The sequence below is a fragment of the Micromonospora sp. RTBAU3-60 genome (assembly GCF_054963695.1).
Genome location: NZ_JBUEGB010000034.1, coordinates 17,568 through 43,604, shown reverse-complemented (window position 1 = coordinate 43,604; position 26,037 = coordinate 17,568). Strand labels below are relative to the sequence as shown.

Annotated in this window: 23 protein-coding genes; 15 read left to right on the top strand and 8 right to left on the bottom strand. The window is 72.9% G+C overall.

Going from position 1 to position 26,037, the window contains the following annotated elements:
- The first annotated feature begins 14 nt into the window (after positions 1-14).
- Together ACY34I_RS26610 and eccD are read left to right on the top strand one after the other, a co-directional pair.
- Positions 15-317, top strand: a complete 303-nt coding sequence (locus ACY34I_RS26610) for a YbaB/EbfC family nucleoid-associated protein (protein ID WP_148795910.1) — start codon at positions 15-17, stop codon at positions 315-317.
- Positions 314-1,687 carry a type VII secretion integral membrane protein EccD gene (eccD, locus tag ACY34I_RS26605; RefSeq protein ID WP_462757744.1) on the top strand — a complete coding sequence of 458 codons (1,374 nt, stop codon included), beginning with the start codon at positions 314-316 and terminating at the stop codon, positions 1,685-1,687. Before ACY34I_RS26610 ends, eccD begins: the two co-directional genes overlap by 4 nt.
- Before the next feature lie 11 nt (positions 1,688-1,698).
- Here the strand turns inward: eccD and ACY34I_RS26600 are convergent, their stop codons facing one another.
- On the bottom strand, positions 1,699-2,739 hold the full coding sequence (locus tag ACY34I_RS26600) for a type VII secretion protein EccE (RefSeq protein WP_462757743.1): 1,041 nt from the start codon (positions 2,737-2,739) through the stop codon (positions 1,699-1,701).
- Between the two features lie 152 nt (positions 2,740-2,891).
- Between ACY34I_RS26600 and eccB the strand changes: the two genes are divergently transcribed.
- Positions 2,892-4,337 (top strand): type VII secretion protein EccB, encoded by a 1,446-nt coding sequence (gene eccB, locus ACY34I_RS26595; protein ID WP_462757742.1) that lies wholly within the window; start codon positions 2,892-2,894, stop codon positions 4,335-4,337.
- Positions 4,334-4,984 (top strand): LuxR C-terminal-related transcriptional regulator, encoded by a 651-nt coding sequence (locus tag ACY34I_RS26590; RefSeq protein ID WP_462757741.1) that lies wholly within the window; start codon positions 4,334-4,336, stop codon positions 4,982-4,984. The genes eccB and ACY34I_RS26590 overlap by 4 nt, the downstream gene beginning before the upstream one ends.
- Before the next feature lie 63 nt (positions 4,985-5,047).
- Here ACY34I_RS26590 and ACY34I_RS26585 read toward each other — a convergent pair whose 3' ends face one another.
- Positions 5,048-5,458, bottom strand: coding sequence for a hypothetical protein (locus ACY34I_RS26585; protein ID WP_462757740.1), 411 nt, complete (start codon positions 5,456-5,458; stop codon positions 5,048-5,050).
- A gap of 95 nt (positions 5,459-5,553) precedes the next feature.
- Here ACY34I_RS26585 and ACY34I_RS26580 point away from each other — a divergent pair, with 95 nt between their 5' ends.
- From ACY34I_RS26580 to ACY34I_RS26540, 9 genes are all read left to right on the top strand, one after another.
- Positions 5,554-8,238, top strand: a complete 2,685-nt coding sequence (locus ACY34I_RS26580) for a helix-turn-helix transcriptional regulator (protein ID WP_462757739.1) — start codon at positions 5,554-5,556, stop codon at positions 8,236-8,238.
- A 130-nt stretch (positions 8,239-8,368) separates the two neighbouring features.
- A complete protein-coding gene (locus ACY34I_RS26575) occupies positions 8,369-9,352 on the top strand; it encodes an AraC-like ligand-binding domain-containing protein (protein ID WP_462757738.1) in 984 nt (327 codons plus the stop codon).
- A gap of 286 nt (positions 9,353-9,638) precedes the next feature.
- Positions 9,639-11,021 (top strand): cytochrome P450, encoded by a 1,383-nt coding sequence (locus ACY34I_RS26570; RefSeq protein WP_462757737.1) that lies wholly within the window; start codon positions 9,639-9,641, stop codon positions 11,019-11,021.
- Positions 11,022-11,032: 11 nt separating this feature from the next.
- On the top strand, positions 11,033-11,938 hold the full coding sequence (locus ACY34I_RS26565; protein ID WP_462757736.1) for a terpene synthase family protein: 906 nt from the start codon (positions 11,033-11,035) through the stop codon (positions 11,936-11,938).
- A complete protein-coding gene (locus ACY34I_RS26560; protein ID WP_462757735.1) occupies positions 11,928-13,520 on the top strand; it encodes a prenyltransferase/squalene oxidase repeat-containing protein in 1,593 nt (530 codons plus the stop codon). The genes ACY34I_RS26565 and ACY34I_RS26560 overlap by 11 nt, the downstream gene beginning before the upstream one ends.
- Before the next feature lie 202 nt (positions 13,521-13,722).
- The gene (locus ACY34I_RS26555; protein ID WP_462757734.1) at positions 13,723-16,137 is read left to right on the top strand and encodes a sensor histidine kinase; all 2,415 of its coding nucleotides are present in this window, start codon (positions 13,723-13,725) and stop codon (positions 16,135-16,137) included.
- Positions 16,138-16,153: 16 nt separating this feature from the next.
- Entirely contained in the window at positions 16,154-16,573 is a 420-nt protein-coding gene (locus ACY34I_RS26550; RefSeq protein ID WP_148795929.1) for a roadblock/LC7 domain-containing protein, read from the top strand.
- An 8-nt stretch (positions 16,574-16,581) separates the two neighbouring features.
- Positions 16,582-16,959 (top strand): DUF742 domain-containing protein, encoded by a 378-nt coding sequence (locus tag ACY34I_RS26545; protein ID WP_462757733.1) that lies wholly within the window; start codon positions 16,582-16,584, stop codon positions 16,957-16,959.
- On the top strand, positions 16,940-17,551 hold the full coding sequence (locus ACY34I_RS26540; RefSeq protein ID WP_462757732.1) for a GTP-binding protein: 612 nt from the start codon (positions 16,940-16,942) through the stop codon (positions 17,549-17,551). The genes ACY34I_RS26545 and ACY34I_RS26540 overlap by 20 nt, the downstream gene beginning before the upstream one ends.
- 202 nt (positions 17,552-17,753) lie before the next feature.
- Here the strand turns inward: ACY34I_RS26540 and ACY34I_RS26535 are convergent, their stop codons facing one another.
- From ACY34I_RS26535 to ACY34I_RS26525, 3 genes are all read right to left on the bottom strand, one after another.
- On the bottom strand, positions 17,754-18,080 hold the full coding sequence (locus tag ACY34I_RS26535; protein ID WP_462757731.1) for a VOC family protein: 327 nt from the start codon (positions 18,078-18,080) through the stop codon (positions 17,754-17,756).
- A 137-nt stretch (positions 18,081-18,217) separates the two neighbouring features.
- Positions 18,218-18,529 (bottom strand): winged helix-turn-helix domain-containing protein, encoded by a 312-nt coding sequence (locus ACY34I_RS26530; protein ID WP_462757730.1) that lies wholly within the window; start codon positions 18,527-18,529, stop codon positions 18,218-18,220.
- Positions 18,526-18,975, bottom strand: a complete 450-nt coding sequence (locus tag ACY34I_RS26525) for a hypothetical protein (protein WP_462757729.1) — start codon at positions 18,973-18,975, stop codon at positions 18,526-18,528. The genes ACY34I_RS26530 and ACY34I_RS26525 overlap by 4 nt, the downstream gene beginning before the upstream one ends.
- 380 nt (positions 18,976-19,355) lie before the next feature.
- Here ACY34I_RS26525 and ACY34I_RS26520 point away from each other — a divergent pair, with 380 nt between their 5' ends.
- A complete protein-coding gene (locus tag ACY34I_RS26520; protein ID WP_462757728.1) occupies positions 19,356-21,965 on the top strand; it encodes a S8 family serine peptidase in 2,610 nt (869 codons plus the stop codon).
- A 65-nt stretch (positions 21,966-22,030) separates the two neighbouring features.
- Positions 22,031-22,978, top strand: coding sequence for a helix-turn-helix domain-containing protein (locus tag ACY34I_RS26515; protein WP_462757727.1), 948 nt, complete (start codon positions 22,031-22,033; stop codon positions 22,976-22,978).
- Between the two features lie 97 nt (positions 22,979-23,075).
- On the opposite strand, the gene ACY34I_RS26510 is transcribed toward ACY34I_RS26515, so the two are convergent.
- The 3 genes from ACY34I_RS26510 to ACY34I_RS26500 are packed head-to-tail and all read right to left on the bottom strand — an operon-like array spanning position 23,076 to position 26,025.
- Positions 23,076-24,284, bottom strand: a complete 1,209-nt coding sequence (locus ACY34I_RS26510) for an ABC transporter permease (RefSeq protein WP_462757726.1) — start codon at positions 24,282-24,284, stop codon at positions 23,076-23,078.
- On the bottom strand, positions 24,281-24,961 hold the full coding sequence (locus ACY34I_RS26505; protein ID WP_462757760.1) for an ABC transporter ATP-binding protein: 681 nt from the start codon (positions 24,959-24,961) through the stop codon (positions 24,281-24,283). Before ACY34I_RS26505 ends, ACY34I_RS26510 begins: the two co-directional genes overlap by 4 nt.
- Before the next feature lie 11 nt (positions 24,962-24,972).
- Entirely contained in the window at positions 24,973-26,025 is a 1,053-nt protein-coding gene (locus tag ACY34I_RS26500; protein ID WP_462757759.1) for an efflux RND transporter periplasmic adaptor subunit, read from the bottom strand.
- Positions 26,026-26,037: the final 12 nt, after the last annotated feature.

Here is a 26,037-nt window from a genome sequence, read left to right as displayed (position 1 = left end):
GAAGGAAACGGTACATGGAACCGGCGATCGAGGATCTGCTCGCCCAGGTCCGTGAGCAGCAGCAACGGATCGAGGACATTCAGCGCTCGGTGGCGACCATGGAGCTGACCGGATACGCCGGCAACGGCGACGTCACGGTGAAACTCAAGGGCGACGGCCGGTTCACTGACGTGACCATCGACCCGCAGGTGCTCCGCCGCTACGACGCCCACACCCTCGGCCAACTCGTCCTCGAGGCGGTGAACGACGGCCTCGCCAAGCTCGCGGCGGCCACCGCGGCGCGGTACGCCCCGCTGCTCGACGAGGCCCAGCAGTGACCACCGTGGTCGCGCCCCGACGGGTCACCGTGGTGGCACCACACGCCCGACTCGACGTGTCGCTACCGGCGCAGAGCACGGTGGCGGAACTGCTCCCACAACTGGTCCGGCTGCTGGCCACCGAGGCCGACCGGGCCGGCGGGGCCGGCTGGGAACTGCGCCGCCTCGGCGGTTCACCGCTCGACGGCTCGGTCACCGTCACCGGCGCCGGGGTGCGCGACGGCGAAGTGCTCTACCTGGGTACCGTCGACCGGCGGGCTACCCCGATGCTCTTCGACGACGTGGTGGACGCCATCGCCAGCGCCGCGGCGGACCGGCCCGGCGTGTGGCGGGCCGCGATCTCCCGGAAGGTCGGCGGGGCGGTCGCCGCGTTGGCGTTCACCGCGGTCGCGGTCGCGGTCGGCTGGAGCGGGCTGGCCGCGCCGACCGTCGCTATGCTCGCCGGCGTCCTGGCCCTGGCGGTGCTGATCGCCGGCGGGGCGTTGTCGCGGGCGTTCGGCGACCGGGGCCTCGGCGCGGCGGTGGCCGCCGCCGGCGTGCCGGCCACGATGATCGCCGGGGCGGCGGCGGCCGGCGGCCTGGACCTGGCCACCGGACTGACCGCGGGACGGCTGGCGCTGGCCGGTGCGGCGGGCACCCTCTACACGATGCTGGCCGCCGCGGCGGTCGCCGAGCAGCGGTTCGTCGCGGCCGCAATGGCCACCACGGTCGGCAGCCTGGGTGCGCTCGCCGCGCTGCTCACCACCGCCCCGCCGGCCGCCATCGCGGCGGTGACCTGCTGCGCGGCGGTGATGGCGAGCCCTGTGCTGCCGACGCTCGCACTGCGGCTCGGCCGGCTGCCGCTGCCCGGTGTGCCGACCGACGTGGAGGCGTTCCGGCGGGACGAGCGGCCGACGCTCGGGCCTGAGGTGGTCGGCGACACGGAGCAGGCGGAGCGGATCCTCACCGGGCTGCTGTGGGGGCTGGCGGTCATCGTGGCCTGCTGTGCCGCAGCGCTGCTGCTGGTCGGCGGGCGCTGGGCGTGGGCCCTGGCCGGCCTGGTTGGCGCCGCGCTGCTGCTGCGCGCCCGTGCCTACGTCGGCCTCGGCCAGCGGGCGGCGCTGCTGCTCGCCGGTGCCGGGTCGGTGCTCGGCCTGGCGGTCCGGGCGAGCCTGGCCGGTGGACCCGGGACGCGGCTGCTGGCCGCCGCGCTGCTGCTGGTGACCGGAGTGGTCTGCGCGACGTACGCGGTCCGCGCGCCGGCCGGCGCGCCGTCGCCGTACTGGGGCCGGCTGCTCGACGTGGTGGAGTTCCTGGCGCTGGTCAGCCTGGTGCCGGTCGCCGCCGCGGTGCTCAACATCTACGGCGCGGTACGCGCATGGGGCGGTTAGGAGCCCGCGCGCTAACCGACCCGCAGGCCAGCCAGCGGCAGCGTCTCCCGGGCCGCCTCGGCGTGCGCGCCGTGCAGCGGCACCAGGGTCCCGTCGAACCCGGCGGTGGCCTGGCGGACCGCGTCGGCGACCGCCTCCTGGGCCGGCCCGGCGGGCACCCCGACCCGGATCAGCGCGCTGCTGCGGGTACCGCCACCCCGCTGCCGGTCCCACCGCACCGACACGGCGCTGACCAGAGCCGGTGGGGTGGCGTGCCGGCGGAGCAGCCGGAGCACCGCGTGCCGGTCCCGCACGGCGCGGCGGGGGCGGTAGCAGACCTGGTGCAGCATGCCCAGCGACCAGTAGCGCCAGGTCTCGCTGCCCGGCTCGTCCGCCCGCCGCGGGTCGACGCCGAGCACGGTGGCCCACGCGTCGCGCAGTTGACCACCGTCGAGCGCGGTGACCTGATGTCCGGCGGCGCGCAGTTCGTTGACGAGCCGCAGCGCGGCGGTGCCGACGGCCCGGACCGCTCCCGGCTGGCCGCCGCCCCGGGCACGTACCGCGCGGGCGGCCAGCCGGGGGTCGAGCCGGACGGCGATCCAGCGGGCCGCGTTGCCGGTGCCGGGGGACGTCCAGTCGACCAGTTGCGCACCGGCGAGCGGCAGGTCGGGATCGTCGTAGCGGGCCAACAGCCGGCACAGCAGGTCGTCGAGGTCACCGTCCGGTTCGACCCGCAGCAGCGCGCTCCACGTACGGCCGTCACCGGCCAGCCCGACCCGGTTGCCCGCCCGGTCCGCGTAGGTGCGCGTCGGCAGGACGGGCAGCGCCACCAGCGTGCGCCGGGCCCGGCGCCGGTAGCGGTGGCGCACGACCATCCAGTCGGGCAGCCAGCGGCCCTGCCAGCGCGCCCCGGCGGCGAGCGCCACGACCGCCGCCAACCCGGTGAGCGTGCCGCTGATCGCGTCGTGCGGGCCACGGACGGCCACCACGACCAGCACCGCGCACTGCCAGAGCACCAACCGGCCGACGCCGAGCCCCAGCCACCGGCGCGGCCCGGCCGGTGGCGCCGGCATCGGGGGTACGCCACCGGACCGTCCGGGACTGGTCGGTGGCGCGATGGCCGTAGCGGCTGGCGGCATGACTCGGCTCCCCAAGCTCGATCCCTACCTTGCCCCCGTAGTTCTAGTGCACCCGGTGTGCACCGCACCATCCTGAGGACGATCTGATGTGGACACAGCGGGACCAACTGCAGGCGTACCAGTTCCTGCGTCGCCGGCTCGTCTCGGCGCTGCAGGTCGGTGACGCCAACCACCCGGTCTCGCCGAGCCGCCGCCTGGTCATCGGGTGTGCCCTCGGCGCCGCGGCCGCCCTGCTGGTGACCGCCGGCTTCGGTGTGTACGGGTTCCTGCGGCCCGGCGCGAACACCGACTGGCGCAAGCCCGGCCGGGTGGTGATCGAGAAGGACACCGGCGCGGTGTACGTGATGGGCGCCGACGGGTTGCTGCACCCGATGCTCAACTACGCCTCGGCGCGGTTGCTCGCCGGCGGGGACGGCACCGCCACCAGCCAGGTGTCGAGCAAGTCCCTGGCCGGCGCGCCACGGGGCGTACCGCTCGGGATCCCGGCCGCGCCCTCGTCGCTGCCGCCCAGGGACCGGTTGCTGACCGGTCCGTTCACCGTCTGCGCGCAGACCGCTCCCGGCCGGCCGGCGGGTACTCCGCCGGTCACCACGGCGCTGGCGGGGGTGCCGCCGGCCGGCACGGCGGTGAACCCGGCGGCGGCGCTCGTGGTCGCCGGCCCGGACGGGGTGGCGTACGCGCTGGTTTCCGGGCGCCGGCACCGGATCGTCGACCAGGCCACCGCGGTGGCCCTCGGCTACGACGCGGTTCGCCCACTGCCGGTCAGCGCGGCCTGGCTGAACGCGGTGACGGCCGGCCCGGACCTGCGGCTGCGCACCGTGGACCGGGTGGGCGCGGGTGGGCCCCGGGTCGGTGACCGGAACACCCGGGTGGGCCAGGTGCTCGTCGTCGCCAACATCGGCACCGGATCCCGCTACTACCTCGTCCGCGCCGACGGGCTGCTGGCGATCGGGCAGACCGAAGCGGCGCTGGTGCTCGGGAACCCGGCCAACCGGGCGGCGTACCCCCGCGGTGCCGCCCGCGAGATCCAGGTGACCGCGGCCGACGTGGCGGAGTCACGATCCGCGACCGGTGGGGCGGCCGACTACCCCGCCCGGCTCGCCCCGCCGGTCGAGACGCCCCCGGACCAGGTCGCGGTCTGCGCGACCATGGACGGCGACGCGACGGTGATCAGGCTCGGTGCCTCGACCGGCGTACCGGCCGGGGCGGCGCCGATCGCGGCCGGCGGCGGCGCCCGGGCCGACGCGGTGTTCGTGCCGGCCGGCCGGGCCGCCGTCCTGCGCGAGCGGCCGGCGCCGCAAGCCGCCCTCGGCGCGGTCTACCTCCTCACCGACCAGGGAATGCGGTATCCGGTACCGGACGGCGACGCGCTGAAGGCGCTCGGGTTCGGCGGGGTCAGCCCCACCCCGGTGCCGCCGAGCATGCTGGCGCTCTTCCCGACGGGCCCGGTGCTGGACCCGGCGGCCGCCCAGCGGCCCGTGCCGCCGGACGCCGCCAGGCCGTCCGCCGACGTCGGGGAGACCACCCGGTGACCGACGCGGCGACGATCGAGGTGTCGGTGGTGGAGGATCATCCCCTCTACCGGACCGCGCTGGTCCGCGCGCTCGGGGACGCGCCGGACATCCGGGTCAGCGCCACCGCCAGGTCGGTGGAGGAGTTCGCGGCGTACCGGCAGCCCGCGGGCGCGGTGGTGATCCTCGACCTGAAGCTGCCCGGGGTACGCGACGCCGCCGCGGTGGTGGCGGTGACCGGGATGGGCCACCGGGTGCTGGTGGTTTCCGCGCACGGTGACCAGTCCGACGTGCTCGGCGCGATCGCCGCGGGGGCCCGCGGCTACCTGACCAAGGACTCCGACGCCGACGAGATCCTCCGGGCGGTGCGGGAGATAGCAGCCGGCAACACGTACGTGTCACCGACCCTGGCCTCGATCCTGCTGGACTCGTCCCGCAGCCGGCAACCGCTGTACCGGGTGCCGCTGTCCGACCGGGAACGCCAGGTGCTGTCGCTGCTGGCGGCCGGCGAGCGGGATCAGGACATCGCGGAGGCGCTGGCGATCAGCGTCCGCACGGTCCGCTCCCACCTGGACCGGATCCGGGAGAAGACCGGGCGCCGAAGGCGGCCGGAGCTGACCCGGCTGGCGATCGAGGAGGGCATCGCCACCCCGGCCCGGGAGCACTGACCCGGCCGACGTGCCTCGGCGCCCGCTCCTGCCGGGGCGGGCGCCGATCGGACCGCGACGAGTTCACCCGGCCTTGCGCAGGCCGGCGAACTGCAGGACCGTGAAGCCGGCCACCACCACCGCCTGGACGATCACCAGCGCGGTGCCGAGGCCGGTCAGCGGGAACCAACCGGCGACGAGCAGTTCGACGCTCGCGACCACCCAGGCGATGTTGACCGCCATCACGGCGCCCACCGCGGCCCTGCTCACCGCCGGCCGCGCGGCGAGCAGGAACAGCGTGGCGGCCCAGGCGACCAGGAACACACCGATCGGGTAGAGGAAGGCGGCGGGGAGGCCGAACAGCTCCCCGAAGATCGCCGCGACGACGACGTAGACGACTCCGTTGGCGCCCGAGCCGATCGCGTCCTGCTTCAGGGCGAAGCGGAGCAGCTTGGCGTCGGCGGCGGGGCGGGCGGTGCTGGCGACGGCGGTCATCTCGGTCCCTTCGTAGTACTGCCGTGCGGATGATCACGAAGCTACGGAGGTCCAGGCCAAGCCGAATCAGTCATCGTGACGGTAGCTTCCTGACCGTGCTGCACGGACGAGCTGGGGAGCAGGCGACGATCGAGCGGCTCCTGGCGCAGGCCAGGAGCGGCCGGAGCGCATCCCTGGTCATCCGCGGCCCGGCGGGGATCGGCAAGTCCGCGCTCCTGGACCATGCCGCCGCCCTGGCCGAGGGCACGCGGGTGTTGCGCGGCGTCGGTGTCGAGTCCGAGGCCACGTTGCCCTTCGCCGCACTCCACCTGCTCCTGCGCACCGGACTCGACCGGATCCACACCCTGCCCGACGCGCAGGCCACCGCGCTCAACGCCGCCCTGGGACTGGGCGACACCGCTCCGGAGAGCCGGTTCCTGGTCGGGCTGGCCACGCTGAGCCTGCTCACCGAGCTCGCCGGGGACGGCGCGCTACTCTGCCTCATCGACGACGCGCAGTGGGCCGACGAAGCGTCCCTCGACGCGCTGATGTTCGCCGCCCGCCGCCTCGAGGCCGAAGGCGTCGTCATGATCTTCGCCGCCCGCGCGGGCTTTCCCGCCGTGGGCCTGCCCGAGCTGCGGCTGGGCGGGCTGGACCGCGCGGCCGCCGCCGCCCTGCTCCCCGCCGACCTCCCACCGCAGGTACGAGAGCGCCTCATCGACGAATCGGACGGCAACCCGCTGGCGCTCATCGAACTGCCCGCCGCACTCAGCGCCGAGCAGCGGGCCGGACGGCTGTCACCGGTCGGTGCGATGCCCGTCGCCGATCGCGTCCAGGAGGCCTTCCAGGCACAGATCGCCGCGCTCCCCGAGCCCGCGCGAACCGCGCTGCTGATCGCGGCGGCGGACGGCTCCGGTGAGCTGGCGACGCTGGTCGCCGCGGGCGCCACGCTCGACGGGCTGGGCGCGGCCGAACGGAGCCGGCTGATCGAGATCAGGGGAACCGCAGTCGGTTTCCGCCATCCCCTGATCCGGGCCGCCGCCTACCAGAGCGCTCCGGCCACCCGGCGCCTCGCCGTACACCGGGCCCTTGCCGACTCCCTCACCAGCTCGCCGGCCGTCGACGCGGCCGACCGGCGGGCGTGGCATCTGGCCGCCGCCGCGCTCGGTCCCGACGAGGACATCGCACGGGAGTTGGCGGAAGCGGCGGAACGGGCCCGGACCCGCGGCGGCCACGCCGCGATCGCGGCCGCCTACGAGCGGGCCGCCGAGCTCACCGCCGATCCGGTACGCCGATCCGGACGACTCGCCGCCGCCGCGCTGGCCGCAAGTGACGCCGGACTGATGGACCGGGCCGCCGCGCTCGCCGACCGCGCCACGCCCGACGTGGACGACCCGGACATGATCGCCGCGCTGATCCAGGTACGCGCCCACCGCGAATTCGAGTTGGGCACACCGCTCGCGGCGGGCCGGATCATCATGGACGGCGTCCCTCGCCTGGCGGCCCGATCCGCAGAGCGGGCCACCTGGCTGCTGGTGGAGGCCATCCGCTGTGCCTGGTTCGCCGGCGACACCCAACTGGCGGAGGAGGCCGCCGCCAGCCTCCGCGACCTCCCCCGGATCGATTCGCCGCTGGTCACCGGGGCGCTCGGGCTGACCCGCCTGCTGGGCGGTGACATCGGCGGTGGGATCACGCTCATGGCTGAGGCGGTGGACGCACACCAGAACGCCGGGCTGGGGGTGCCCGGACTGACCTTCACCGCCTCGCTGTGTCTCGCACTGGGCCGAGCCGCCCTCAGCGAGGCGATCACCGGCGGCGTCATGGCGGACTGCCAGCAGAACGGGATGATCGGCTGGCTCGCCAACGCCCTCCAGGACCATGGGTTCGCGCAGGGGTGGCTCGGCCGGTACGGCGAGGCCGCGGCAACCCTCAACGCCGGGTTGCGGCTGGCGACGGACCTGGGCCACGAACACCGGATCAGCCACCTCACCTGCTCCCTCGCCTGGGTGCTCGCGCACCTCGCGGATGCGCAGGGATGCCGGGCGAAGGCCGAAGCGGGCGTGACGCGAGCCGACAAGCAGGGAATGGTGCTCGCGGCGGCCATCGGGCGTTGGGCCCTGGGCCTGCTCGACCTCGGCCTGGGCCGTCCGGACGCCGCCCTCGCGCAGCTGCAGGCCATCCCGGTCACCAGCATCGCCGTGCTGTCCGCCCCGGACCAGATCGAGGCAGCTGTCCGCAGCGGCCAGCCGGCGCAAGCAGCGGAGCCGCTCGCCCGCTACCTGGCCTGGGCACGGCACGTCCGTCAGCCGTCGTCGGACGCGATCGCCCTGCGCTGCCGGGCACTCGTCGAGGAGAACGAACCGCATTTCGCGCGGGCCGTGCAACTCCACGACGACACCCAGCCGTACGAGCTGGCGAGGACGCGGCTCGCCTACGGCGAGTGGCTGCGCCGGGCGCGGCGGCGGTCGGACGCCCGCCTACAGTTGCGCGGCGCTCTGGAGATCTTCGACCGACTCGGTTCGGGGCTGTGGGCCGACCGGGCGCGCGCCGAGCTGCGCGCGACCGGGGACGTGCCAGCGGCGCCGCGCAAGGCGGGCGATCCGCTGAGCGTGCTCACCCCCCAGGAACGCCAGGTCGTACGGCTGGCCGCCGGTGGCGCCTCCAACCGCGACATCGCCGCGCAGCTGTTCCTCAGCCCGCGGACCGTCGGCTACCACCTCTACAAGGCGTTCCCCAAACTCGGTGTCACCTCACGCGCCCAACTGGCGGCCATCGCCCGGCCCTCCTCGGCGCACAGCTGACGGCCCCCGCCGCAGGAGAGCCAGCACCGCTTGACCTGGTACGCGGAGCGAGAGGACGCTCACCTGTGGCCCGACCATCGATACAATTGTGATCTTTCAGGTGACGCCGGCGAGGCGGGAGGTGATCGCGATGCTCCCGGTCCATGTCTTCGACACCCGCGTCCTGCCGCCCTCGGATCGGTTCGGGTTGTGGCTGGAGGTGGTCGAGAGCGTCGCGCCCGCGCTGATCTCCAGCCCGCACACGGCCAGCTTCGACGCCCACGCCCGGTCGATGGAGCTCGGCAAGCTCCGGCTCATCGACTTCACCTATCCCTCGCTGGCGATGGCGAGGACCGCGAAGCTCATCCGCCAGGCCGATCCGGAGAACTACCAGCTGGCGTTGACCCGCACCGGGTACGGCGCGGTGCGGCAGCACCGCCAGGAGGCGGTGGTTCGCGGCGCCGAGTTCACCCTGCTGGACTACTCGCGGCCGTTCGAGGTGCGCCAGGATGCCCCGCCGGGGGAGACGCTCAACAGCATCACCGTGAACATCCCGCATACGCTGCTGCCCCTGCCGACCGACAAGGTGAGCAAGCTGCTCGCGGGTAGCATCTGCGGGTCGACGGGGATGGGCGCCCTGCTCGCGCAGTTCCTCCGGCAGATCGCCCAGCATCCGGAGCAGTACACCGCGGCGGACGCCGACCGGCTGAGCAGCATCCTCCTCGACCTCATCGCCGCGACGCTCGCGCAGCAGCTCGACGCCGACGACGCGCTGCCGGCGGACGTGCAACAGCACGCGCTGCACGTGCAGATCAAGGCCTTCATCGACCGCAACCTGGGTGATCCGGAGCTGAGTCCGCGCACCGTCGCGGCCGCGCACCACATCTCCCTGCGGACGTTGCACCGGATGTTCGCCGGCGAGGAGACGAGCGTCGCGGAGTTGATCCGCCGCCGCCGTCTGGAGCGATGCCGCCGCGACCTGGCCAACCCCCTGCTCCGCGCCGAGCCCATCTCCGTGATCGCCGCCCGCTGGGGGTTCCCCGACAAGGCCCACTTCAGCCGGCTGTTCCGCGCCACCTACGGCCAGCCTCCGCGGGCGTTCCGGCAGGAGCTGCCGCTGACACCGCCGCGCTGAGCCGCCGCGCGTCCGTGGTGTGCGTTCACCGGCGGCCCGCCGGTTTTCTCGCCGCAGTCCGCCGTCGGGCCGCTGCGCCCTGGCGGGCGCTGGGCCGGCCGCCCCCGTCCACCAGGGCAAACGTCGAGCGGGGCCCGGCCGGCCATCGAATGATCACGATAGTGAACCCGGTCACACATTGCATCCCGGTGGTTGCACAGAGGACACTTGGCCGCGATTGGGTTTTGAGTCGCCAGTCAACAAGGCTCCGGCACCGGGGTGGGGGAGGGCGTTGTGGAGGTTCCCGATGTCTAGCGCCATGTCCGGATCGCGGGCCAGAACCGTACCCCTGCGCAGGGCGCTCCCGTCGGTGGTCCGGGACGCCCATCGGGCCCTCGTCGACCTCGGCAACGAGTCCAATGGGCACGTGGTGCGGGTGGCGCTCGGCGTCTCCCGTCCGTACCTCGTCACCAACCCCGCCCACGTGCAGGAAGTGCTGCACGAGAAGGCGGCCATCTATCCGCGCGGCGACGACACCGCCCTCTGGCGCTCGGTCCGCAAGCTCGTCGGTGACGGCATCCTCGCCGAGGGCGAGACCTGGGCGGCGAGCCGACGTACCCTCGCGCCGCTGTTCCGGCCGTCCCGCATCAACGCCATGGTCGGCACCATGGCCGAGGCCATCGACACGGCCGCCGACCGGCTCGACGAGTCGGCCGCCGCGGGCACGCCGATCGACGTCGGCACCGAGCTGTCCAGGATCGTCTGCAGCGCCATCATGAGGGTGTTCTTCGCCGACCGGATCAGCGTGGACGAAGCGCTGCGGATCATGGCGGCGCAGGAGACCATCGTCACCGCCATGGCGCCTCGGCTCCTGGCGCCGTTCGTGCCGTGGTGGGTTCCGCTGCCCGGCGACCGCCGCTTCCGAGGCGCCGTGCAGGCCATCGACGACATCCTCCTGCCGGTGCTGCGCGACGCGCTGCGCCAGCCGAGCGACGGGGACGACGTCCTGTCCACTCTGGCCCGAGCCCGGACCGAGGACGGCCACGGCCTGAGCGAGAAGCAGATGCGCGACGACCTGGTGTCCATGGTCGCCGTCACCACCGAAACCAGTTACGTGGTGCTCACCTGGCTGTGGCCGGTACTCGCCAACCACCCGGACGTCGCCGCCCGGCTCTACGACGAGATCGACCGCGTGGTGGGCGCCGGGCCGGTCAGCGCCGAGCACCTGCCGGAGCTGACGTACACCAGGATGGTCCTGGAGGAACTGCTCCGGCTCTATCCCGCGGGCTGGATCCTGCCCCGCCGCGCGGCGGCCGACGACGTCCTCGGCGGGGTGCGGATCAACAAGGGCGCCACCGTCATCGTCTCCCCGTACGCCACCCAGCGGATGGCCGCCTGGTGGGGGCCCGGCGCCGAGGTGTTCGACCCTGAGCGCTTCGCCCCCGGCCGGGCCGCCGCCGAAGGACGCCACCGCTACGCCCACTACCCGTTCGGCGTGGGGATGCACCGCTGCCTCGGCGAACATCTGTTCAATCTGGAGGCGATCCTGATCGTGGCGACCCTGCTGAGCAGGTTCCGGTTCGACCTCACCGACGCCACGATCCCGGGCACCCGGGTGGCCGCCTCGCTGCGCCCCGCACGCCGGGTAGAAATGATCTTGAAGCCCCTCGAACGTTCCGCCACCCGATAGGAGCACCCCCCGTGGCTCCACACGACCTCAGCGACGCCCTCGCGGCGGCCTCCGAGCAGGGACGCATCTGCGCGCTCGCCGCCCGCGGGCAACGTGACCTGCAGCAGCGCGTCGCGGTGTATCCCCGCCTGTTCCCCAACCCGCCGGTCGACGACGCCATGCTCAGCGCGCTGGCGCTGTCCACGGCGTTCATCGCCCCCTGGTGCACCGCGCCGCAGCTCCGGATCGCCAACCGTGCCTCCCTCTGGGTCACCGCGGAGGACTGGCGGATCGACAACGGGGCGACCTCGCTCGAGGAGGTCACCTCGACCGTCAACGCCTGCCTGGCGGTCGCCGACGGCGCCACGCCCGCCGTCGACGACGAGCTCGGCCAGTTCCTCGCCGAGATCCGCGACGAGCTGGCCACCGTGGCGGCGTTCGCGCAGGCGCAGCCGCTGTGGCGCGAGGAGGTCCGCCGGATGCTCACCGCCGACGCCCGGGAATGGCGGTGGAACGCCGCCCGCGCGGCCGACCCGACGCAGCTGCCCACCTTTTCCGACTATCTGGCCAACGCCGACAACTACGGGGCGACCTTCGTCAACGTGTCCCACTGGATCGCCACCGGCGACGAGCAGACCGTGAACCACCTCCCCGAGCTCACCGCGGCGAGCCGGGAGGTGCAGCAGATCCTACGGCTGGTCAACGACCTGGCCAGCTACGAACGGGACGTGAAGTCCGGCGACCTGAACGCCCTCCTGCTCGGCGTCGACCGGGACGAGATCGCCCGGCAGGTCACCGCCCGGATCGCCGACTGCCGCGACCTGCTGGCCACCCTGGCCGACACCTGCCCGCAGCAGGCGACCTACCTGAGCCGGGAGATCGGCTTCACCACCGGCTTCTACCACGCCACCGACTTCTGGGGCAGCCTTGAGCACTGACCAGGGCACCAGAGAACGGCAGCACGCCGACCCCGCCGGTCACCCGGGCGCTGCCGCCGGCCACCTGATCGCGTCGATGATGCGCCAACCCGCCGGGCAGGTCTCCCCATCCCTGTACGAGACGGCGCGGCTGGTGAGCCTGGCCCCGTGGCTCGCCGGGCATGCCGAGCGGGTGCACTACCTGCTGCGCAGCCAACGGCCCGACGGCGGGTGGGGCCCGCCGGAGGGGTACGCGCTGGTGCCGACCCTGAGCGCCACCGAAGCGCTGCTCACCGTCCGGCACACGTTCCCGCAGACCGACGCGGTGCTCCGGGCCGTCGATCGTGGACTGCGGGCCCTCACCCGGTGGCTCGAAGCCGGGCAGCGGATCCCCGACACGCCGGCGGTCGACCTCATCGTGCCGGCACTCACCGCCGCGATCAACGAGCACCTGTCGCGGGCCGACGCCGGGCCGCCGCACCGGCGCGCCCACCTCGACCTGCCAAGCGGCATCGACGACGGGCGGCTGGCCGCCGTCCGGGCCCTCGTGGCCGCCGGGAAGCCGGTGCCCGAGAAGCTGCTGCACGCCCTGGAGGTCATCGGCCCGAAGGCCCGGCAGGCCCATGGCGTACGGCCGCTGCCGCCGGGTCTCATCGGCGCCTCCCCGGCGGCCACCGTGGCCTGGCTGGACCCCGAGGCGGAAGACGACCACCACGACTCCCGGCGCTACCTGGAGTCCATCGTCGACCTCCGCAGCGGATCGGTGCCCTGCGCGACACCGATCACGGTGTTCGAACGCGCCTGGGTCGTCGGCACCCTCACCCGCGCCGGCATCGCCGTACCCGCCTCCCCGGACCTCGTCGGCAGCCTGACGGCGGATCTGACCGCCGCCGGCACACCCGCGGGCCCGGGCCTGCCGGCGGACGCCGACACGACCTCGGTCACCCTGTACGCCCTCGCGCAGCTCGGCGTGCCCACCGACCTGGAATGCCTCTGGCGCTACGAAACCCCGGACGGGTTCTGCACCTGGCCGGGGGAGGACGGCTTCTCCCTCACCACCAACGCGCACGTGCTCGACGCGCTCGGCCAGCACCTGCGCAGCCGGCCCGGTGCCCCGGCCCGGTACCGCGAGGCCGCGCGGCGGGTGGCGGCGGCCTTGCGGGAGCGCCAGGAGCCGGACGGCAGCTGGCGGGACCGCTGGCACGCCTCGCCCTACTACGCCACCGTCTCCTGTGCCCTCGCCCTGTCCGAGTCCGGCCCGCCGACCACGGCGGCGGAGGCGCTCCCGCGCGCCGTCGACTGGGTGCTCGCGACGCAGCGGTCCGACGGCTCGTGGGGCCGCTGGGAAGGCACCGCCGAGGAAACCGCGTACGCCGTGCAGCTCCTCGTCGCCGTCGGCCGGCAACGGCCGGGCGCGACCGACGCCATCCGCCGTGGCTACGCCTTCCTGACCGCGCACGGCCACCGGGAGGGCCCGGCGCTGTGGCACGACAAGGACCTGTACCGGCCGACGCTGATCGTGGGCGCCGCGGTGCTCGCCGCACAGCAGTTGGCCCGGACCACAGTGGATGTCGACCCGACGCGGCAGTCCGCATATGCCTGACGCATCGGCGGCCACCTGCGCGGATGCGACCTCCCTCGCGGCACGGGTCGGTTCCGTGCCCGGCGCAGCAAAGGTCGCCTTTTGTTGCGGTCTTGAGTCAATAGTCCGACAACTGCTAGCGTTCGTCGGTCTGCGTACACGACTTTGGCTTGTTCGGCATGCCCCGCCGGCAAGTTCTCAATGCCCGGCATGGGACGGTTAAATGCGGCCTCGCAGCGCCAATTTGCGGCTCAAGGTTATTGCTCTCCTCGCCTCACTCGTCGCCCTCTGGTCATTCGCGGCCTGGGTGACCCTGCGGGAAGGGGTGAACCTGCTGGGCGTGCAGACGGTCGACAGCCAGATCGTCTCCCCGAGCGAGCCCCTCCTCCTCGAGTTGCAAGTGGAGCGACGCCTCGCCGTCGCCTACCTCGGTGAGCCCACGGCCGCGCGGCGGGAGGCGCTCGACGCCGCCCGCCGCACCGTCGACGAGGACGCCAACGCCTTCAAGGCCACGGCCCGCAGCTGGCGGGCCCGGCTGGCCAGCGACGCAGCCGCCGAACAGCACGTGGACGCGACGATCGCCGCGCTGGACGGGCTGACGTCCATCCGCAAGTCCATCGACGCCCGGTCCCTCGACCGGGCGAGCACCGCCGCTTCCTACACCGCGCTGATCGAGTCGCTGTTCCAGCTCTACGACGCCGTCGGCAGCCTCGACGACCCGGACATCCAGGAGGACACCCGGCACCTGATCGAGCTGTACCGGGTCCGGGAACTGATCTCGCAGGAGGACGCGCTCCTGTCGGGCGCACTGGCCGCCGGCCGGATCACCGCCGCGGAGCAGATCCAGTTCACCCAGCTCGCCTCCGTGCAGCGGTACCTGGCCGGTCAGGTGGTGACCCAGCTGCGCCAACCTGACCAGTCGCAGTTCCGCCAGGTGATCACCAGCTCGGCGTTCGACAACCTGCGCCGCCTCGAGGACCGGATCATGTCCGGCGACCGCAAGCAGACCAGGCCGACCGTCGCCCCGGGGGAGTGGGACAGGGTCTCCAACACCGCCCTGACCGAGCTGCAGAACATGGTGCTCGACGCCGGTGACGCCGTCGTGGACCGGGCCGTGCCGGTCGGCGTGTGGGTGGTCGTCCGCCTGATCCTGGCCGCCGGTCTGGGTCTGCTCGCAGTCATCGCGTCGATCGTCGTCTCCATCACCACCGCCCGGGCCCTGATGGCCCAGCTGCAGCGGCTCCGCGACGCCGCCCACCAGCTCGCCGACGAGCGGCTGCCCAGCGTGGTCGAACGACTCGGCCACGGCGAGAACGTCGACGTCGCCGTCGAAGCACCACCGCTGGACTTCGGCTCCGACGAGATCGGGCAGGTCGGCCAGGCGTTCAACCGGGTCCAGGAGACGGCCATCCGCACCGCCGTGGAACAGGCGGAGCTGCGGCGCAACGTGCGCGACGTCTTCCTCAGCCTCGCCCGGCGTACGCAGGGCCTCGTCCACCGCCAGGTGACCCTGCTCGACGCGATGGAGCGCCGCGAGCACGACGCCGACGAGCTGGAAGACCTGTTCCGCGTCGACCACCTCGCCACCCGTATGCGGCGCAACGCCGAGAACCTCATCGTGCTGTCCGGCGCGGCGCCCGGACGCGCCTGGCGCCGAGACGTGCCCATGATCGACGTGGCGCGCGCGGCGACGCAGGAGGTGGAGGACTACACGCGGGTGAACGTGCTGCCGTTCGGCTCCGTCGGCCTCACCGGCCGGGCCGCCGGTGACGTCATCCACCTGCTCGCCGAACTCATCGAGAACGCCCTGTCCTTCTCGCCGCCGAACACCGAGGTGGAGGTACGGGGACAGCTGGTGGCGCGCGGCTTCGTCATCGAGGTCGAGGACCGCGGCCTGGGCATGAGCGAGGAGGAACTCGCCGAGGCCAACGACCGCATCGCCAACCCCACCGAGTTCAACCTGGCCAACGCCAACCAACTGGGCCTGTTCGTGGTGAGCCACCTCGCCCAGCGGCACGACCTCAGCGTCAACCTCAAGACCTCGCCGTACGGCGGCACCACCGCCGTCGTGCTCATCCCGATGGAGCTGGTGACCAGCGCCGAAGCCCTCACCGCCGGACCCGGCCGGGCCGGCGGTCCGTCCGCCGGCGAGCCCGCCGTGACCCCCGGCGGCGGCGGGCCCGCCGCCGCGGAACGGCGGGGGGCCGTCGCGGTGACCGAGCCCCCGCCGGCCCGCCAGCCCACCCTGGAGCTGCCGGCCGTCGGCACGCGGGAGCCGATGCGCCCGGCCGCTGCGGACGCCGCACCCGTCGAGGACGCGGCACCCGTTGCCGAGCCGGGCCGCGCGGAGGCCCCGCCCGTGCCGCGCCCCCGGCCCGCCGCGGACCGGACCCCGCAGGGACTGCCGGTGCGAGTCCGGCAGGCGAGCCTCGCGCCACAACTGCGGGCCGACGCCGAACCGGCCGACGAGGCGCCCGCCGAGCCGGACTCGGGCCGGTCGCCGGAACAGATCCGCCAGATGATGAGCCGCTACCAGAGCGGCACACGTCGCGGACGCGACGACGCGCGTCTGCTCGACGACGAAGACGCACAGTCCCCGGCCGCTGACGATTCACCGACGGCCGGAACCGATCGGTAGAAAGAGGAACGAGCACGTGCAGCAGCAGAACTCTTCGAGGTCCGATCTGGCCTGGCTGCTCGACGACCTGGTCGGACGTGTCAAGCAGACCCAGCATGCCGTCGTGCTCTCGGTGGACGGCCTCCTGATGGCGTCCTCCGCCGGGCTCAGCCGCGACGACGCGGAGCAACTGGCGGCGATCGCCTCCGGGATCCAGAGCCTCGCCAAGGGCGCCGGACGCCGCTTCGGTGGCGGACCCGTGCGCCAGACCGTCATCGAGATGCAGTCGTCGTTCCTGTTCGTCACCGCGGCTGGTCACGGTGCCTGCCTGGCCGTTCTCGCGGCCGAGGACGCCGACGTCGGGCTCGTCGCCTACGAGATGGCCATGATCGTTCAACGGGCCGGCAAGTTCCTCGCCGCCCCCGCCCGAGCCACCGTCCAGTTGTCCGGGAAGTAGAGGCGCCCATGACGAGGCCTGACGCCGAACCGCTGTGGGTCGATGACGAGGCCGGACCCGTGGTCCGGCCCTACGCCATGACCCGCGGCCGGGCCAGACCGAGGAACGGCTTCAACGTGATCTCACTCGTGACCGCGGCTCGGGCGACCCCGCCCCTCGACGTCGGACTGGTGCCGGAGCACGCGCGGATCATCGAGCTGTGCCAGCGGCCCCTCGCGCTGGCAGAGGTCGCCGCGCACCTGCACCTGCCGCTCGGCACGGTCCGCGTCCTGCTCGACGACCTGGTCGCCCGCCAGCTTGTGCACGTGTCCGAACCCCGTCCGCCCGCCACTCTCCCCGACGACAGCGTATTCGAGGCGCTCATTCATGGACTACGAGAACTCTGACCGGGAGGATCGGACGATCCTGCCCACCGCCCTCAAGATCCTCATCGCGGGGGGCTTCGGCGTCGGCAAGACCACCCTCGTCGCAGCGGTCAGCGAAACCCAGCCGCTGCGCACCGAGGAGGTGCTCTCCGAGCGGGGCGTCGGCGTCGACGACCTCACCGGCGTGGAGGCGAAGTCCACCACCACGGTGGCGATGGACTTCGGCCGGATCACCTTCGGCGAGGATCTCGTGCTCTACCTGTTCGGCACCCCGGGACAGGACCGCTTCTGGTTCCTCTGGGACGAGCTGGCCCTCGGCGCCCTCGGCGCGGTGGTGCTCGCCGACACCCGACGCCTGGCCGACTGCTTCCCGTCCATCGACTACTTCGAGAGCCAGGGCCTGCCGTTCATCGTCGCGGTGAACTGCTTCGACGGTGCCCGGCAATACAGCCTCGAAGAGGTGCAGATGGCGTTGAACCTCGACCCGGACGTGCCGGTCATGCTGTGCGACGCCCGCAAGCGGGAGTCCAGCAAGGACGTGCTCATCACGCTGCTCCAGCACGTGATGAAGGGACGGGGCCTGACCCGCACGCCCCAGACCGTGGGGTCCTGACGGTCAGCGCCTGACCAGCGGTCGGCCACCCGGCTGACCGGCCGCGCCGCAGCCGCCGTCGCCCGGCCGCAGGTCACCGGCACGTGCCCGCGGCCCGGCGCGCCCGGGCACATACGCGTCGAGTTTCGTCGCGTTGACCCGCGCGCCCGGGTCGGCGCCGTGACCTGGCGGTCGACGCGGCGGCGTGGTCGCCGCGCGGGCCTCAGATGGTGACCGGGTGGCGCGGCTCGTAGAGGCCGAGCTCCCCACCGCCGGGCAACCGCAGCGCGGTGCGCAGCCCCCACCGCTCCTCGGTGAGCGGGATCGTGAACTCGACGCCCTTCGCCGCCAGCTCGGCCATGGTCGCCTCGACGTCGTCGCACATCAGAAACAGCTCGTGCGCCGGCTCGCCGTCGGTCGGGTGCAGGGCGAGCTCGGCCGGCGGCAGCCGGAAGATGAGCCAACCGTGGCCGGCGTCGACATGGTGATAGCCGAGCGTGTCCCGGAAGAAGGCCCGGTCCCCCTCCGGGTCGCGGCTGTAAATGATCACATGAGCACCATTGATCACGCGTTGACCATAACGGCGTCGCGGGAGGCGCGCAGGCCGATCGCGGCGACCGCCACCGCCGGTACCGGCAGATGGGCCGAGGAGGAGACGACCCGAGCAGTAGCGTGACGCTGGTCGGCTCAGTCGCCGGTGTTGATGATCTTCTTCAGCGATTCGGTGTAGGCGGTGAAGGCGGTCCGGCCGGCGGGGGTCAAACTCACCCAGGTTCGCGGTCGGCGCCCCACGCCGGCCTTGACGATCTGCACGTATCCGGCCGCTTCCAAGGTGGTCAGGTGCTTGGACAGCAGCGAATCGCTGACCTCGATGGTGTCGCGGAGGAATCGGAACTCCGCCTTCTCCAGCCCGGCGAGCGCGGCGACGATCGACAACCGGACCGGGGCGTGGATGACATCGACGAGGCCGTGACGTGGGTGGCTGCCCTGGTCGGTCATCGGCGCAGTACCCACGCCGCAGCTAGGAGCGGTGGCAGACCCGGCACGATCGCGATGATCATCACCCATGGTGACAGGCCCGGGGGCAGCCGGTCCAGCGCGGCAAGGGCGCCGCAGAAGAGGGGTATCCAGATCCAGCCGATCACCTTGTCTCGGCGGGTGGCACCCCGACTGAACGCACCGGTGCGCGCTTGGAGGACGGCCAGCGGCACACACATCACAATCGCAGCAATCACCATCCCGTTCGAATACTCGGGATGCAGGTGCTGGATGAGCAGGTAACTGGGGATGTACCCGGCAATCAACAGCCATTGGAGGACTTCCCGCCAGAGGCTCGCGCGCACCCGACGAGTGACGCGTCGGATTTCGCGCACGGCGGTGGCGGCGTCGAGCGGAGCGGGTCCGGCACCGGGAGTGGAGGACGGGTCGGCGCTGGAGGGGGCCATGTGGCGAAGATAGCAACCACTTGAATGACGTTCAAGTGGTTGCCGCAGGGGCGCGGGTTGGTGGGTTGCGGCGTTGCTGCCGGCCACGCGGGAGAAATCCGCTACAGCTACGCCGGAGGTGTAAGGGGTTTCTCCCGTGGGTTCAGCGGGCGAGTCGGCAGCCGGACGGGAGGTCTTGCGAGATCTTCCATCGACCATTTACCTACTCGCAGGCCATGGCGGCCGGGGTCTCCCGTCGGCGCGGCACCGCCCGCCACCGCCGCACCAACCGCCCCACAGACGGGCGTCTGACCTGCCACTACGTCGTCTTGCCGCCATGGCGCGTTGGCGCCACGCAGATCCGTTGACCCGGTTCGGGCGGCTCACCTTTGATGCTCGGCATGAGACCTCTGCCCTCCTGCATGGCCCTCGCCGTCGCGGCGGCCTCCAGCCTCTTGATCGGTGGTGTCGCGTCCGCCGTGCCCCCGGCGCCCGCGTCAGGCGCTGGCGATCTCGCGACGGCGGCGCGAATCCTCGTGCTTTCAGGCGCTCCTGCAATCAGGGCGGCTCCGTCGGGCCGCGCGAGTGCGCGGGCGAACCTTCGCGCGCAACAGGACGGAGTCGTCCGCGAGGCACGCGGCCGAGGGGTCGCCCTGACGGTAAAGAGCCGAGTCACCGATGTCGCCAACGCGGTCGTGGTCGACGTCGACCCGGACGACCTCGCCGCGCTGGCGGCCCTGCCCGGCGTCGCGTCGGTCGTCGAGCCGTCGGCTCTGGACATGCCGGCCGTGCCGACGGCGCTCACCGCCGACGCGGTCGACTCACTCGTGGCGGCCTCAGCCACAAAGGACCGGCCCGGTCGTGAGACCGTGACCGCCACGAACCTGACGGGCGTGCCCACCGCCCATGACGAGGGCTGGACCGGCACAGGCGTCACCGTCGGTGTCATCGACTCAGGCGTCGCCTACGACCATCCAGCCCTGGGTGGTGGCGGCTTCCCGAATGCCAAGGTTCTTGGTGGCTACGACTTCGCCGACGAGGACGCCGACCCCTACGACGACCAGTTCGGTCCGGCCGCCGGACACGGCACGCACGTCGCAGGCATCATCGCGGGCAACGACGCACATCTTGTCGGCGTCGCACCCGATGCGGCGCTGCGCGCGTACCGGGTCTTCGGCGACAAGAACCCGGCGACCGACGCTGTGGTGCTCGCGGCGCTCGACCGTGCCGCCACTGACGGTGTCGACGTCGTGAGCATGAGCCTCGGGCTTACCGGCAAGCGCAGCAACCACGTCCTGGCGGAGGCAGTCAACACCCTCGTGGCTTCGGGAACCCCGGTCGTCGTCGCGATCGGCAATGGCTATGCGGGCCCGTTCAACGCGTCGTCCCCCGCTGTGGCCGACCTGGCCATCGGCGTCGGCAGCACCTACAACGACCGGTACCCCTACCTTGCATTCGATTTCGCCGACGGCGGTCGGCCCATCCCGTACCTTGACACGTCCCACGCGCCGGCTGCCCCGGTGAGCGGGACCTACCCGGTCCGTCAGATCCCGGCCTCATGCGACCCGCTCCCCTCAGGGAGCCTGACCGGGACGATAGCCCTGCTCACGCGGGCCACCGGGAGCTACACCTGCCGAGCGATGGACATCGTCCGAGTCGCCGAGGCTGCCGGTGCTGTCGGGGCCCTGTACTACGAGGACAACAGCGGGGACGCCATCCACAACGTCGTCTGCTGCGGGACCACGAGCATCCCGTTCGTGGGCATCTCCGCCACGTCGGCCCGGCGGATCCAGGCCGCACCAGCAGGCACCGCCCTGACGTGGGGTGCGTACTTCGACGAGCCGCTGCCGTCCACCTTCGCGGGCACCATGGATGCCAGTTCGTCGTGGGGGCCCGGCAACGAGCTGGAGTTCAAGCCGGACCTAGCGGCACCCGGCGGTTACATCCTCTCCACCCTGCCCCCTAGGCTCGGTTCCTACGGCATCATGTCGGGCACCTCCATGGCCACACCCCACGTCGCAGGCGTGGTGGCCCTGATGCGCCAGGCGCAGCCAACGGCGACCCCCGCCGCGATCCGCACTGCCCTGCAGAACACGACGACACCGCTCCGACTCACCGGGGCACCGGACCGAGGGCTCCACCCGCTCGCGCAACAGGGGGCCGGCCGCGTCGACGCACCGCGCGCGATCGGACAGCTGCAACGCGGCCTGCCGAGCGTCACTCCCTCCGAGCTCCCACTCGGTGACACGGAGGGTCGCCTGAGCGTCAGGACCATCAGCGTTCACAACCCGACGTCCGCGCCTGTGACGTACCGCCTGGGCCACGATGCAGCCATCTCTGCGATGCCGCCATACACGGGGTCCTGGGTGCCGTCCGAGGCCGGTCCCGCAGCGCGACCCGGGGTGCAGGTCCTGACCGTGGCACCTGGCGAGACCGTGACGACGGCCGTGCAGCTGACGGAGCCGGCGGACGTGCCGGCCGGAACGCTCTACGGGGGATGGCTCATCCTGACACCCGTAGCGGCAGACCTTCCGGCGCTGCGCGTGCCCTACCAAGGTGTCGCCGGTGACCTCGATGCGGTATCGGCGATCAACCCCACGTTTACCGCGGTCAACCCTTCGCTGGACAACCCCGCGCTGCGGCCGGCCTACTTCAGCTTCGGCAAGAGCGTCCCAACCACGGTCAACCTCGCGGACACGTCGACAGCCAACGACAAGGCATGGGTCATGCTCTCGCACGGCTTCCCGCTGCTCGAGCGCGCCCGCCTCGAGGCCATCGACACCAAGGGCCGGGCCATAGCGACCCCGGTCGACCAGCACTGGGTCACCCGCAACTCTGGCGCCGGCACGGGCGTTGCGTTCCTGTCGTGGGACGGCACCTTGGCGGACGGGTCACCCGCACCAGCCGGCACCTACCGGCTCCGGCTCGTCTTTGACAAGGCACGTGGGGATGCCGACGGGGCGCCGTCGACCGAGTCCTGGACTTCGCCCGAGGTCACGCTCATCCGGTGAGCGACGCCGCTACGCTTACGCCCGTCGACCCCAGCTGGGGCCGGTGGGAAGGAGCGTCGACCACTGTGACGCTGAGCGAGCTGGGATTCACCTCAGACGAGGAGGGCGTGTACCGCGCCCTCCTCGCGCTCGGCATAGCGCGCGACCGAGAGCAGATCGTCATCGTCGCCGACCTGTCGGGTGAGCGGGTGGCCGCCGCACTGGCCGCGCTACGGGAGAAGGGCTATGCCAGCTCCCGCCCCGACGACGGGGCCTGGGTGCCCGCACCTCCAGCACTCGCACTAGGCGCCGAAGTGGCCGCCCGACGTGACGGGTTGCACCGGGCCGAGCTCGCCGTCGCCGAGTTGGTCGAGCAGTACCGCGCCGGGTCGCTCAGCCAGCTGGCCGGCGACCTCATCGAGGTCGTGGAGGGACCCGACACTGTTCGCAACCGGTACGTCCAGCTCCAGCTCGCGGCACGAACCCGCGTCGACACACTCGTCACCGGTGTGGCACGAGCCGTCGGTCCGGCCGAGACGAAGGAGTCGACCGTGCTGGGTCGCGGCATCCGCCTGCGGGCGGTCATCGACCAGGGCTTTCTCGCGTCACCGAACGCCGTCGCCAACATCGACGAGTCCCTCCAGGGCGGCGCGATACTGCGGACCGTCGAGGAGCTCCCGACGAAGCTTGTCGTGGTCGACGGCGAGGTCGCACTGCTCCCGCTGAACCCGGCGAGCGGTGACGTGGATCCGAGTCTCGTCGTCAGAGGCGGCCTCGCGGCGCTGGCGCAGTCGCTGTTTGACGCCGTCTGGCAGGCGGCCCGCCCCTATGGGCAGACCGGCCCTGACATCGACCAGCTCGACACACAGATTCTGCGGCTGCTCCTCGTCGGCCTCACCGACCAAGCAGTGTCAACCCAACTCGGTGTCTCCAAGCGCACCGTTCAGCGCCGGATCCAAGCGCTCATGACACTTTCCGGAGTGACGACGCGCATCCAGCTGGGCTGGCACGCCGCGCGGCACGGCTGGGCCTGATGGCCCTCGGTGGCGGGCCATTACAGCGCATACCTGGTCTTGGCGGGTTGTGGCCGTTCGGTCGACCACAACCCGCCAAGTATCTTGCGAGCGCTCCTCAGGGCGTGGCGAGGGCCTCGGTCGGGGCGAGCCGGGCGGCGCGGATCGCCGGGTAGAGCCCGGCGAGGGCGCCGATCAGCAGGGTGGCACCGACTCCGCCGGCCACCGCCCAGGCCGGCACCACCGCCGGCCATGACTGGGAGAGGGCGTAACCGGCGGTGACTCCGGCGCCCAGCAGCACCCCGCCGACCCCGCCGAGGGCGGACAGCAGCAGCGACTCGGCCAGGAACTGGGTGCGGACCTGACCGCGGGTGGCGCCGAGCGACCGGCGCAGGCCGATCTCCGGGCGCCGTTCCAGCACCGAGATGACCATCGTGTTCGCCACCCCGACGCCCCCGACCAGCAGGGCGACCGCGCCGAGTCCGAGCAGTAACCCGGTGAACGCCTCGTCGGTGGCCTGCTTCGCGGCGAGCGCGTCGGAGGGGCGGGCCACCTTCACCTCGTTCGGCGCCGCCGGGTTCGCCGTGGCGCCGAGCACCGCGCGTACCGCCTCGACCGCCGTGTCGGCGGTGCGGGTGTAGACGGTGGTCGGGTGCCCGTCGAAGTCCAGGTACGACCTCGCGGCGTCCCAACCGACCAGCGCGGACAGGTCCAGCTCCGGGGCCAGCGGCGCGGCAGCCAGGATCCCCACCACGGTGAACAAGCGTCCACCGAGCTGGACCTGCACGTCCGGTCCGGCGGCGCCGATCCCGAGCCGCCGCGCCGTGGCGGCGCCGAGCACCACCGCCGGGTAGCGGGCGGTGGCGGCGTTCAGCCAGGTGCCGCTGACCATCTCCAGCCCGACCGTGTCGCGCAGCTCCAGGCTGGCGGCCCGGGCCGCGATCCCGCCGCTCTCGCCGCGGGGGATCAGGTCCGAGCGGTACACCTTCGTGTCGGCCAGCAGCGCGGTGGCGGCGACCGCCCGCACCGGCCCGATCCGCCCGATCATGGACACCGACTCCTCCGGCAGTTGCGCGTTGTCGCCGAAGAGCGTGTTGCCCGGGCTGACCGTGAGCAGGTTGGTGCCGAGTTGGGCGAGGGTGCGGTCCAGCTCTGCCCGGGACGACGCGGAGATCCCGACCACCGCGACCATGGCGGCGATACCGATGGCGATGCCCAGCGCGGACAGGAAGGCCCGCAGCGGCCGGGTGCGCAGCCCGACCCCGCCGACCCGCAGGACGTCCCGCGGGCGCAGCCGGGCGGGCGTCAGCCGTACCGGCGCGCTCACGCTGCTACTCCCACGGGACGGTGGTCGGCGACGATCCGGCCGTCGCGCATCTGCACCCGGCGGGGCAGGCCGGCCGCGATCTCCAGGTCGTGGGTGATCACCACGATGGTGGTCCCGGCCGCGTGCAGGTCGCGCAGCAGCGCCAGCACCCCGGCACCGGACGCGGAGTCCAGGTTGCCGGTCGGTTCGTCCGCCAGCAGCAGCGCGGGAGCACCGACCACCGCCCGGGCGATCGCCACCCGCTGCCGCTCGCCGCCGGATAGTTCGTGCGGCCGGTGGTCGAGCCGGTGCCCCAGCCCCACCCGGTCCAGCGCGGCCTCCGCGCGCCGCCGCCGCTCCCGCAGAGGTACGCCCGCGTAGAGCAGCCCGTCGGCGACGTTGTCCCGCACCGGCACGTTCGGCGCCAGGTGGAACTGCTGGAAGACGAAGCCGATCCGGGACGACCGGAGCGCGGAGAGCTGCCGGTCGGCGAGGGCGGCCACGTCGTGACCGTCGATGCGTACCCGGCCCGTGGAGGGGCGGTCCAGGGTGCCGATCAGGTGCAGCATGGTGGACTTGCCCGACCCGGACGGGCCGACGATGGCGACCAGCTCGCCGTACCGGACGGTCAACGACGCCCCGTCGAGGGCTCGTACGCCGCCGGGGTAGAACTTGGTCACGTCGGCCAGCTCCACCACCGCGTCGCCGGTCACGTCGGCATCCCCACGGTCGCCCCCTCGGCGAGCCCGGTGCCGGAGACCTCCACCCGGCCGGACGCGAACAACCCCGTCTCGACGGCGATGATCCGGGTGGTGGAGCCCTCGACCAGTTGCACGCCGTAGCCGCCCTCGGCAAGCGCCAGCAGCGCGGCGACCGGCACGGTCAGCACGTCCCGGCGCTCGGCGGCGGTGAACGCCACCTTGGCCGAGGCCTGCTCGAAACCGGTCAGCGCCTTCGGGTCGGCCACGGTCACGGTGACCTCGATCTTCGTTTCCGGGTCGCCCTGGCCGCCCGCCCCGCCGCCGGTGCCGGTGTCGATCACCGTCTCCGTGGCGGAGACCGTCCCGGCGACGTCCTTGCCGTTGGGCAGCGTGACGTTCACCTTGGCGCCGCGCTTGGCCAGCCGCTCGTCGTCGACGTCGAGGGAGACGGTCACCACCCGGGCGGTGCCGGTGTAGGTGAGCACCGCCTGGCCGGGCTGCGCCGGGTCGCCGAGGTCCGCCTCGTGGCCGTCCACCCGGACCGCGCCGTCGGCGTAGACGACCCGGCCCAGCTCGACCCGGCCGGTCTCGGGCAGGCCGAGGTCGTCCTGCCACTGACGCACCGCGTCCGCGGTCGCCGAGGTGTAGTCGTCGTCGACGGTGAACCCGGAGTAGCCGAGCGCCTTCAGGTTCTCCTCGAACTGCCGCACGTCGGCACCGGACAGGCCGGGCGCCAGCGTCCGGTACGCCGGCAGCCGCCCGTACAGCAGCAGCACCTCGGCGTTGTCGACCGCGAACAGCGGCTTGCCGCGGCTGACCTGGCTGCCGGTGGCGGCCAGCGCGGTGATCGTGCCGCCGGTGCGCAGCGTCGCGGTGCGGGTGGCGCCGTAGCCGAGTTCCCCGTCGAAGCTCTCCGAGTCGACCAGCGTCTGCCGGGTGACCTCGGCGGTCGCCGGTGGCAGCCCGCCGCTGGCCGGCGTACCCCCGCTGCGACCCTCGACCCCGATGGCGGCCGCCACGCCCGCGGCGGCGGCGACCACCACCGCGGAGGCGACCACGATCGGCGTACGCGC

Bases quoted from the DNA above. Each gene is read 5' to 3' on its own strand.
- ACY34I_RS26610 (WP_148795910.1), top strand. From the start codon at position 15: ATGGAACCGGCGATCGAGGATCTGCTCGCCCAGGTCCGTGAGCAGCAG.
- ACY34I_RS26600 (WP_462757743.1), bottom strand. From the start codon at position 2,739: ATGCCGGCGCCACCGGCCGGGCCGCGCCGGTGGCTGGGGCTCGGCGTC.
- eccB (WP_462757742.1), top strand. From the start codon at position 2,892: ATGTGGACACAGCGGGACCAACTGCAGGCGTACCAGTTCCTGCGTCGC.
- ACY34I_RS26585 (WP_462757740.1), bottom strand. From the start codon at position 5,458: ATGACCGCCGTCGCCAGCACCGCCCGCCCCGCCGCCGACGCCAAGCTG.
- ACY34I_RS26575 (WP_462757738.1), top strand. From the start codon at position 8,369: ATGCTCCCGGTCCATGTCTTCGACACCCGCGTCCTGCCGCCCTCGGAT.
- ACY34I_RS26570 (WP_462757737.1), top strand. From the start codon at position 9,639: ATGTCTAGCGCCATGTCCGGATCGCGGGCCAGAACCGTACCCCTGCGC.
- ACY34I_RS26555 (WP_462757734.1), top strand. From the start codon at position 13,723: ATGCGGCCTCGCAGCGCCAATTTGCGGCTCAAGGTTATTGCTCTCCTC.
- ACY34I_RS26545 (WP_462757733.1), top strand. From the start codon at position 16,582: ATGACGAGGCCTGACGCCGAACCGCTGTGGGTCGATGACGAGGCCGGA.
- ACY34I_RS26540 (WP_462757732.1), top strand. From the start codon at position 16,940: ATGGACTACGAGAACTCTGACCGGGAGGATCGGACGATCCTGCCCACC.
- ACY34I_RS26530 (WP_462757730.1), bottom strand. From the start codon at position 18,529: ATGACCGACCAGGGCAGCCACCCACGTCACGGCCTCGTCGATGTCATC.
- ACY34I_RS26525 (WP_462757729.1), bottom strand. From the start codon at position 18,975: ATGGCCCCCTCCAGCGCCGACCCGTCCTCCACTCCCGGTGCCGGACCC.
- ACY34I_RS26520 (WP_462757728.1), top strand. From the start codon at position 19,356: ATGAGACCTCTGCCCTCCTGCATGGCCCTCGCCGTCGCGGCGGCCTCC.